The 1,677-nt window shown below is 61.7% G+C and carries 2 protein-coding genes; both read right to left on the bottom strand.

Annotated elements, in window-relative coordinates; genetic code table 11:
• The coding region (locus tag WCB02_RS38510; protein ID WP_423967403.1) for an FG-GAP repeat domain-containing protein at positions 1-1,355 on the bottom strand (1,355 nt) is incomplete at its 3' end.
• Between the two features lies 1 nt (position 1,356).
• Positions 1,357-1,677 (bottom strand): tetratricopeptide repeat protein (locus tag WCB02_RS38515; protein WP_423967405.1); only part of this gene is annotated, 321 nt, incomplete at its 5' end.

Consider the following 1,677-nt stretch of genomic DNA (forward strand, 5'->3'; position numbering starts at 1 on the left):
CGACTGACCTGGGGGATGAGGACGGCTTTGCCGGTTGCAGCGCTCATTTCGCGGAAGGTTCCGTTGCGCTGGTTGATGTAGACGAGCTTTGGTTCCTTGTAGGCGATGCCGGCTTTGGCGTCGTCGACTTGCGGGTAGACGTGGCCATTGACGAGGATGAAGTCCTGCCAGCCGGAGTTGTTGAGGTCGACAAAGGCGTCGCCCCAGCCTACGTAGGGGACGCTGGGTTGAGCGATGCCGGCCTGACGAGAGACGTCGGTGAAGTTGAGGTTGCCGTCGTTGCGGTAGAGTGCGGCGTACTCCTCGCTGAAGTGGGAGATGGCGATGCTCATCTTGCCGTCGTTGAGATAGTCGCCGACGGCAACACCCATGTTGGCCTGCTCGAGACCTTCTTCGCTGACAGCGACACCGCTATCGAAGGCGATGTCTTTGAAGTGGCCGCTGCCATCGTTGCGGTAGAGGTAATTGGGCTCTCCATCGTTGGCCACGAAGAGGTCGAGTTTGCCATCGTTGTCGAAGTCGGACCAGACGGCGGTAAGGCCGAAGAAGAGGTTGGCGTCGTCTACGCCTGCGGCTTTCGAGACGTCGGTGAAGGTGCCGTCGCCGTTGTTGCGATAGAGGTTGTCGGGCGAACCTTTGAGGCCTCGAGGGCCACATTGCACGGGGACGTTGTGATATCTGCAGGTGACCTGCGAGCCGAATTGCGGGAGGTCGTTCATGTTGAAGTCGACGTAGTGAGGGACGAAGAGGTCGGAGTTGCCGTCGGCGTCGTAGTCACCAAAGACGGCGCCGGTGGCCCAGCCTTTGTCGCTGTCGAGACCGGCTGCCTTGGTGACGTCGGTGAAGGTGCCGTCGCCGTTGTTGCGATAGAGGACTACGCCGCCGAAGCAACTGACGATGAGGTCGGGGAGACCGTCGTTGTTGAAGTCGCCGACGGCTGCGCCCATGGCCCAGCAGGGATAGCCGACGCCTGCCTTGTCGGTGACGTCAGTAAAAGTGCCGTCGCGGTTGTTGTGGTAGAGGGCGCTGCGGGCCTTCTTGCCGGCGAGGGCCATGGCGACGCTGGGGGCGTTGGTGAAGTAGATGTCGGGGTAGCCGTCGTTGTCGTAGTCGATGAGGGCTACGCCGCCGCTCATGGATTCGACGATGTATTTCTGGTCGGAGCTGGAGAGGTGTTCGAATTGAATTTTGGTGGAGGCGGTGATGTCGACGAGCTGCGGGACGTCGATGGACTGGGGCGCGGAGGTGGGCGGATGCGCGGTGGCGTGGCTCTGCGCGAATGCGGAAGCGCATGGCAGAGTGCCGAGGAGCAGGCCAGCGATCACGGCGAGTGTTGGGTGACGCAGGGGGCGCACGTTATTTCCCCGGAGTCTTGTCGGGAGAGTCGAGGGTCTTGTAGATGCTGGTCAACTTCTCGTGCATGTCTTTGTACTTGGTGTAGGCGTCGAGCTCGCGCTTGACGTCCTCGGGGCGGTGCAGTTTGCGGTAGACCGTGCTGAGACGAAAGTGCGCGAGGTAGTTGGAGGGATCGGCGGCAATCACCTGCTCGAGGAGTGGGGCGGCGGCGGCGGGGTCTCCTCTTTCGGTGAGGACGTTGGCCATGCCGATCTTGGCGTCTGGAGAGTTGGGTTGCAGCTTGAGGGCTTGCTGGTAGTCCTTTTCGCCCGCGTCGAGGTT

The sequence above is a fragment of the Bradyrhizobium sp. genome, from assembly GCF_049581145.1.
GTDB lineage: Bacteria > Pseudomonadota > Alphaproteobacteria > Rhizobiales > Xanthobacteraceae > Bradyrhizobium.